Source organism: Empedobacter sp. UBA5528 (assembly GCF_002426075.1).
GTDB classification, from domain to species: domain Bacteria; phylum Bacteroidota; class Bacteroidia; order Flavobacteriales; family Weeksellaceae; genus Empedobacter; species Empedobacter falsenii_B.
In genome coordinates, this window is record NZ_DINY01000051.1 from 1 (window position 1) to 7,909 (window position 7,909).

Below are 7,909 nucleotides of genomic sequence, written 5' to 3' on the forward strand. Positions count from 1 at the left end.
TTGGTTTTGTCATAGAAATCAGTATGACAACAAAAAATCGTAAAACTTATAACGTTTAACCTAAAACATAAAACACAAAAAAATGACTTTTCAAGAACAAATAAAACAAGGTATTCCTTCTGTTTTGCCTCAAAAAAAAGACAGAGATCCTAACGTAAGTCACGCACCAAAACGTAAAGAAATATTATCGGAAGACGAAAAAAAGTTAGCATTGAAAAATGCATTGCGTTATTTCGAGCCAAAAGATCATGCTGAATTAATTCCAGAATTTAAACAAGAATTGGAAAATTTTGGACGTATTTACATGTATCGTTTGATGCCTGATTATAAAATTTTCGCTCGACCAATTACAGATTACCCAGGAAATTCAGAACAAGCAAAAGCAATTCAGTTAATGATTCAAAATAACTTGGATCACGCAGTTGCACAACATCCTGAAGAGTTGATTACTTACGGAGGAAATGGCGCAGTTTTCCAGAACTGGGCGCAATATTTATTAACAATGAAATATTTGTCTGAAATGACAGACGAACAAACATTGGTGATGTATTCTGGTCATCCGATGGGTTTATTTCCTTCTCACAAAAACGCTCCACGTGTTGTTGTAACGAATGGAATGGTAATTCCGAATTATTCGAAACCAGATGATTGGGAAAAAATGAATGCTTTAGGCGTTTCTCAATACGGACAAATGACAGCTGGAAGTTATATGTACATTGGTCCGCAAGGAATTGTACATGGAACTACTATCACAGTTTTAAACGGATCTCGTAAAATAGATGATAACGGAACAGCAGGAAAATTATTTGTTACGGCTGGTTTAGGCGGAATGTCAGGTGCGCAACCAAAAGCGGGAAATATAGCAGGTGTTGTTTCTGTTACTGCCGAAGTGAATCCTGCTGCGACATACAAACGTCATGAACAAGGTTGGGTGGACGAAGTAATTACAGATTTAGATAAATTGGTTGCTCGTGTTCGCGAAGCCAAAGAAAATAAAGAAGTTGTTTCCATTGCTTATGATGGAAATGTAGTGGATGTTTGGGAAAAATTTGATCAAGAAAATGTTTACGTTGACTTAGGATCAGATCAAACCTCTTTGCATAATCCATGGGCTGGCGGTTATTATCCTGTTGGATTATCATTTGATGAAGCCAACGATATGATGGCAAACAATCCTGAATTATTCAAAGAAAAAGTTCAAGAATCGCTGCGTCGTCATGCAGATTCTGTAAATAAACACACAGCAAAAGGAACGTATTTCTTCGATTATGGAAATGCCTTTTTATTAGAAGCTTCTCGAGCTGGTGCAGATGTAATGGCAGAAAACGAAATTGATTTCAAATATCCATCTTATGTACAAGATATTATGGGACCAATGTGTTTCGATTTTGGATTTGGACCTTTCCGTTGGGTTTGTACTTCAGGAAAACCAGAAGATTTACAAACAACAGATGAAATTGCTTGTCAAGTTTTAGAAGAAATCATGCAACATTCTCCAAAGGAAATTCAGCAACAAATGCAAGATAATATCACATGGATAAAAGGTGCACAAGAAAACAAATTAGTTGTAGGTTCGCAAGCTCGTATTTTATATGCAGATGCAGAAGGACGAATTAAAATTGCGAAAGCGTTTAACGATGCAATTGCGAAAGGTGAAATCGGACCAGTTGTTTTAGGTCGTGATCATCATGATGTTTCTGGAACAGATTCTCCATTCCGCGAAACTTCTAATATTTACGATGGTTCAAAATTCACAGCAGATATGGCGATTCACAATGTTATTGGAGATAGTTTCCGTGGCGCAACTTGGGTTTCTATTCACAACGGTGGCGGCGTTGGTTGGGGAGAAGTTATTAACGGTGGATTCGGAATGTTATTAGATGGATCTTCCGATGCTGAAAATCGTTTAAAATCAATGTTACATTGGGATGTGAACAACGGAATTGCTCGTAGATCTTGGGCAAGAAACGAAGAAGCTATTTTTGCTATAAAACGTGCAATGGAAGATGAACCTTTGTTAAAGGTTACATTACCAAATATAGTGGATGAAGAATTATTGTAAATAATATATCAAATTAAAAAAGCATCTCAATTGAGATGCTTTTTTAATTATTATTTCTCTACTTCATTATTTTGACTCATCTGATTAATTTTATCAATTTTCTCTTGAAGTTCTTTTGGAGTAAGTACTTTTTTAGGAATTAATTTAATAAAATCTGTAGACTTTTTCTCTTGACTAATCTCTTTCAAAAAATATCTTTTTTCCATCTTTCCACCACCCTCTTCAACTTTTTTAAACTTCTTAAATAATTCTACTACAACAAAGTTTTTGAACTGAAAATAATAAGGGCTTACCGTAATTCCATTCATTTTTGCTAACCAGATTTCGTAGTAAAACTCATCATTTTCGAAGATAAATTTCTTAGCTTGTAAACCTAAAATTTCTTTCATTTCCTTTGTAGGTTTCAAACCTTCTATCTTAATAGAATCCACCACATACGTATCACCATATTCAGCAAACTCATATGATTTATTATGTTCAAAATCGTTTAGTAACCAATTTGGTTCTGGATAAATTCGAACCGCATCATTCTGAGAGTTCTTTACTTTCTCTATTAATTTGACAAAAGAATAATTTTTAGAAGCTAACACTTCAAACTCATAAGATTCATTAAACGCGTTTACTATTTCTGGCAAAAAGTCTTTTGGTGTATTTTTCTTCATTTCATCATTGAAAATTGTTTCTTGGTGGATATCATACAAAAAACGATACGTATTTTCTTGTCCAAATAAATAAAAACTAATTCCAAAAAGAATGATGAATAAATGTTTTCTCATATTACTATTAATTTCCAAACAATTATATAAATAATAAGTATTTAACTCTTATAACAAAATCACAACTATGTATTAAAGTTTTAAATATAAATTTAACATTCAATCAATAATAAAAATTTACAAAACATTATTAATCTATGTTAATTAATACGTTACCAACTTCTTAACCTACATCAATATAATCAACTATTTAGCTTCGTAAATTTGTATAACAAAAATAAAAACATATAAAAAAATCATTATGAATACAAAAAATATAGAAATAGTTATCGCTCCAAGAGAACCTCACTTCGTTGGAGATGGGTTTAGAGTTCACAATTTTATTCCAAGTGGTTATCATTTAGATATGAGAAGAATGGATCCATTTATTATGTTAGATTACAATTCAAAATTTCATTTTCCAGCAACAGACAAACCAAAAGGTGTTGGTGTGCATCCACACCGTGGTTTCGAAACGGTTACTATTGCTTATCAAGGAAGCGTTTCTCATCATGATAGTTCTGGTGGAGGAGGAACAATTCATCAAGGAGATGTACAATGGATGACAGCAGCTTCTGGTGTTTTACACAAAGAATATCATGCAGAAGAATTTTATAAACAAGGTGGAATTTTTCAAATGGTTCAATTATGGGTAAACCTTCCTGCAAAGGATAAAATGAGCACTCCAAAATATCAGGCGATCGAACATAAAGATATTCCTACTGTAGAAGTTGAAAATGGTTTTATCGAAGTTATTGCTGGGGAATACAACCAAACAAAAGGTGCTGCATCTACCTTTTCTCCTGTTAATATGCTGAATGCAAAATTGAATGAAGGCGGAAAAGCGAATTTTAGTTTTCCTGCAAATTACAATACCGTTTTATTGGTTATTGAAGGTGAGGTGAAAGTAAATGAACAAGAAATTGTTCCAACAGATCATTTATTATTATTTACTAACGAAGGAGAAGATTTTACAATCGAAGCAACTGAAAATAGCATTGTACTAATTTTGAGTGGAGAACCTCTAAATGAACCAATCGCTTCTTATGGTCCTTTTGTGATGAATACACAAGAGCAAATTCGCGAAGCTTTTGAGGATTTTAATAACGGAAAATTTGGTACTTTAGAAGATTAATAAACAACTTCAAAAATAAAACTGATGGAAATTAAACAAATTGATGATAAAAAAAATGGAGCTTTTGTCGTTTTAGATGGCGATAAAAAAGCTGGAGAAATGACATATGTTTGGGCTGGTGATGATAAAATTATTATCGATCATACAGAAGTTGACGAAGCTTATGGCGGACAAGGTTTAGGAAAAAAAGCTTTATTAGCCTTGGTTGAATGGACAAGAAATAATAATATAAAAGTAATTCCTTTATGTCCTTTCGCAAAAGCGCAGTTTGATAAAAATCCAGAAATTAAAGACGTTTTATCATAAAGTTTTCTCTTAAAAATACAAAAGGAACTCGAATCGAGTTCCTTTTGTATTTCTTAATATCCCACTGCTTTGTCATCTCCTCTTGGATCTGCACCAGCTTGATATGTTCCGTTAGTGTTGACCAAAATTCCTTCCACACGCCCGTAAGGTTTACGTTCTTTCAATGTATAACCTTTTTGTTTTAACGATTCACGAACGTTTTCTGAAATTGCATTTGGCTCATAATCGATTTGGTCTGGCAACCATTGATGATGAAATCTTGGTGCTGCAACAGCTTCTTGCATCGTCATTCCGAAATCAACAACATTCAAGATGGCTTGAAAAACTGACGTTATAATTGTAGAGCCACCTGGCGTTCCCACAACCATAAACAATTTACCATCTTTCTCTAAAATAGAAGGCGTCATCGAACTTAACATTCTTTTCGAAGGTTCAATCGCATTAGCTTTTCCTCCAACTAAACCATATAAATTTGGTGTACCTGGTTTTACAGAAAAATCATCCATTTCATCATTCAACAAAAATCCTGCACCTTCTACTACAACCAAAGATCCATAGGAATTATTCAAAGTAGTCGTTACAGAAGCCGCATTTCCATCTTTGTCAACAATTACATAATGCGTTGTTTCCATTGACTCTTTACCAATTATTTCTCCCGCTTTAATTGCTGAACTTGGTGTTGCTTTATCAAACGAAAAATCTTTCATTCGATTTACATTATAACTTTTATCCAACAATTGTTTTTGCGGAACTTTTATAAAATCTGGATCACCTAAATGCTCTGCGCGATCAGCATAAACGCGACGCTCTGCTTCTACCATCACTTGAATTGTAGAATCTGCTTGAAATCCCCATTTGTTGATTGGATAATCTTCGATTGATTGAAATAACGAAACCAATGCAATTCCTCCACTTGAAGGCGGCGGCATCGAAATTACTTTAAGACCTTTATAATTTCCCGAAACTGGCGTTCTCCAAACCGATTGATATTGTTTTAAATCTTCGTGCGAAATAATTCCGTTTCCGCGTTTCATTTCTTTCACTATTAAATCAGCCGTTTTTCCTTCATAAAAACCAGCACGACCTTTTTGTTGAATTAATTTTAATGTATTTGCTAATTCTTTTTGAACCAACAAATCTCCTTCTTTCCAAGATGATTTAGACGTTAAAGCATTCGTTTTTGAATTATATTTTACAAAATCATTATGCTTATTTGTCAGTTCGCTCGCTTGTTGTTTTGTTATTTTAAATCCTTTTTGAGCTAAACTAATAGCCGGCTGAACTAATTCTTTCCAATTTAATTTCCCATATTTTTCGTGCGCTTTCACCATTCCATCTACAGTTCCAGGTACTCCTGCAGCAAATTGTCCATACAAACTAAGATCAGTAATTGCATTGCCATTTTTGTCCCAATACATATCTTCACTTGCTTTTAAAGGTGCTTTTTCACGATAATCTAACGCATCTGTTTTTCCTTTTGCATCACGATAAACCAAAAATCCACCGCCACCAATATTTCCTGCATTTGGATAAACAACCGCCAACGCAAACTGAACTGCAATAGCAGCATCAATCGCATTTCCACCTTTTTTCAGAATTTCAACTCCAACTTTTGAAGCTTCGGGATGAGCTGTTACAACAGCTCCATTTTTGTAAGATTCTTGCGCATTCAACTGAATAATCGCGAAGAATGAAACTATAATAAATGATATTTTTTTCATAAAATCGATTTAAACAAAATACCAAACCTTCATCAATTACGACAAAGATTTGGTAAAACATATAAACTATTTAAATTATAAACTTAATGATAAACGAGCGAAAGCAAAACGTCCTCCAGTTCCGAATTGTTGTCCAGTACGTGAATACACGAAATATCCTGCTCCTCTATTTCCTCCAATTTTCGTTTCATCAGGATAGATATCAAACAAATTATTTGCACCAATTGTTAACGAAATATTTTTGTTGAAAGCATAACCAAAACTCAAATCTGTTACAACTTTTCCGCTAAATGTTTGCGAATCTGCCACCGTATTTGTCGCTGCATCAACTTCTCCAAAATACACGTTTCTTAAGTAAACATTCCATTTATCCAATGAATAATTCAAGGATAAATTAATTTTTGTACGAGGTATAGCCGATTCTAAATAAATACGACTTGAACGATCAAAATAAGTAGACTCTTTTCCTTTCAATAAATCGGAAGCATGTACATCGCCTACAACATTTGTCTTGCTAAAAGTCGCCGATAAATCTCCACGTAATTTTCCTGCTCCCAAACGATCTTGATACGTCAAAACAACATCTATTCCTTTCGTTTCGGTATCAATTGCATTTGCGAAGAAACGAGCCGAAGTTGCATTTGCTTGTTGCAATAATTCGTAAATCTCTTTGTCTTGAGCTGATGCATTTGCTGCATTACTTCCTGTGAAAGATCCTGTGTAAATGATTCGGTCATCAATTCTAATGAAATATCCGTCAACACTCAATTTGAATTTTCCCCAATTTGCCGTAGCTCCAGCCGAAACTGATTTCGATTTTTCTTCGTTCAATTGTGGAATTCCTAATAATTTTGCAGCACGACTATCATTTGTAAAAGTTCCTGAATTAGAAATTGCTCCATCTAAGAATAAACTTGATGTTGCACTAAAATATAATTGATGTAAAGATGGCGCTCTAAATCCTGTACTTGCTGCGGCTCTCAACACATAGTTTCCTAATTTGTATCGAGTCGAAATTTTTCCATTTAATGTTGAACCAAAATCTGAATAATCTTCATAACGTAACGCAGCAGCCACTAAGAAATCTTTCGTAAAATTAAATTCAGTATCTAAATACGCCGCAACAGAATGACGATTTGCATTGACTTCATTCGCTGGTAAAAATCCTGGAAAAGCTTGCGCTCCACCTGCTAAAGCAGTACCATTTACAGCGAATAATGTATTGATATTTCCATTAAAATCTTGTACATAAATTGGCTTTCCATTTCCGTCTACACCAATTTGACGAACTTTACCATAATTCGCATAAGATGACTCTTCACCTCCTACAATTTGATAATTTTCATAACGAAATTCTGCACCAAAAGCGACATTAATTCCAGCTAAAACATCATCAAAAAAACGCGTAAAATCTAGGTTGGTTGTATTCTGCGTAAAACGATATCCACCAGCTTCAAAAGATGTTGGTGAAGATTCTTTCATCGATGCGTTAACTGTATTTTTTACTCCAAAATCGATGGTATTATTTCCGTATGTGTTCGAAAAATCAACTTTCCAACCGTTAATTTCACTACGAATTCCCGCTGCTAAAGAGCGATCGTAATTATTGGTTTGAATCAATGGTAAAAATCCATTTGGATAAATTGACGCAACAGTTTGATGCAACTGAGCAGGCTGACGACGAAAGGCTGCTGATTCTCCTAAACGATAATTTAATCCTCCAAATGCATAAATTTCGGTTTTATCTGAAACTGGGAAAAGTGAATTAATAAAAATCGCACCNNGAATTGATAAAAATCGCTCCTCCTTCATTTTTTGATTGTCCAATACGCGAAACATAATCAGCACGCGTTTCTCCACGGCGGGCTAATTCCTCCTCTGTAATATCTTTTCCAGTTGGATTTGGATATAAATCTGGTCGATTATAATC

General features: G+C 34.2%; 7 protein-coding genes (1 of these 7 cut by a window edge). 3 read left to right on the forward strand and 4 right to left on the reverse strand.

The annotated features are described in order from the left end of the window. Positions 1–82: 82 nt before the first annotated feature. Positions 83–2,062 (forward strand): urocanate hydratase, encoded by a 1,980-nt coding sequence (locus B4L98_RS11220; protein WP_291049617.1) that lies wholly within the window; start codon positions 83–85, stop codon positions 2,060–2,062. A gap of 50 nt (positions 2,063–2,112) precedes the next feature. Here B4L98_RS11220 and B4L98_RS11225 read toward each other — a convergent pair whose 3' ends face one another. Continuing rightward, positions 2,113–2,838 (reverse strand): hypothetical protein, encoded by a 726-nt coding sequence (locus B4L98_RS11225; RefSeq protein WP_219033831.1) that lies wholly within the window; start codon positions 2,836–2,838, stop codon positions 2,113–2,115. Positions 2,839–3,079: 241 nt separating this feature from the next. On the opposite strand from B4L98_RS11225, the gene B4L98_RS11230 reads away from it, so the two are divergent. Beyond that, complete coding sequence (locus tag B4L98_RS11230; protein ID WP_291059691.1) at positions 3,080–3,952, forward strand: pirin family protein; 873 nt, start codon at positions 3,080–3,082, stop codon at positions 3,950–3,952. Positions 3,953–3,976: 24 nt separating this feature from the next. Next, on the forward strand, positions 3,977–4,258 hold the full coding sequence (locus tag B4L98_RS11235; RefSeq protein ID WP_286495294.1) for a GNAT family N-acetyltransferase: 282 nt from the start codon (positions 3,977–3,979) through the stop codon (positions 4,256–4,258). Positions 4,259–4,311: 53 nt separating this feature from the next. Here the strand turns inward: B4L98_RS11235 and ggt are convergent, their stop codons facing one another. The 3 genes from ggt to B4L98_RS11250 all read right to left on the reverse strand — a co-directional run. Beyond that, a complete protein-coding gene (gene ggt, locus B4L98_RS11240) occupies positions 4,312–5,979 on the reverse strand; it encodes a gamma-glutamyltransferase (protein WP_286495295.1) in 1,668 nt (555 codons plus the stop codon). A 75-nt stretch (positions 5,980–6,054) separates the two neighbouring features. Then, on the reverse strand, positions 6,055–7,818 hold the full coding sequence (locus tag B4L98_RS11245) for a TonB-dependent receptor plug domain-containing protein (RefSeq protein ID WP_291078237.1): 1,764 nt from the start codon (positions 7,816–7,818) through the stop codon (positions 6,055–6,057). Between the two features lie 83 nt (positions 7,819–7,901). Further along, a protein-coding gene (locus B4L98_RS11250; protein WP_291078238.1) for a TonB-dependent receptor crosses the window boundary here: on the reverse strand, positions 7,902–7,909 show its end. Its footprint extends 973 nt past the window's final position; 8 of the gene's 981 nt are visible here — the last part of the coding sequence; the start codon falls outside the window, past its right edge; its stop codon occupies positions 7,902–7,904.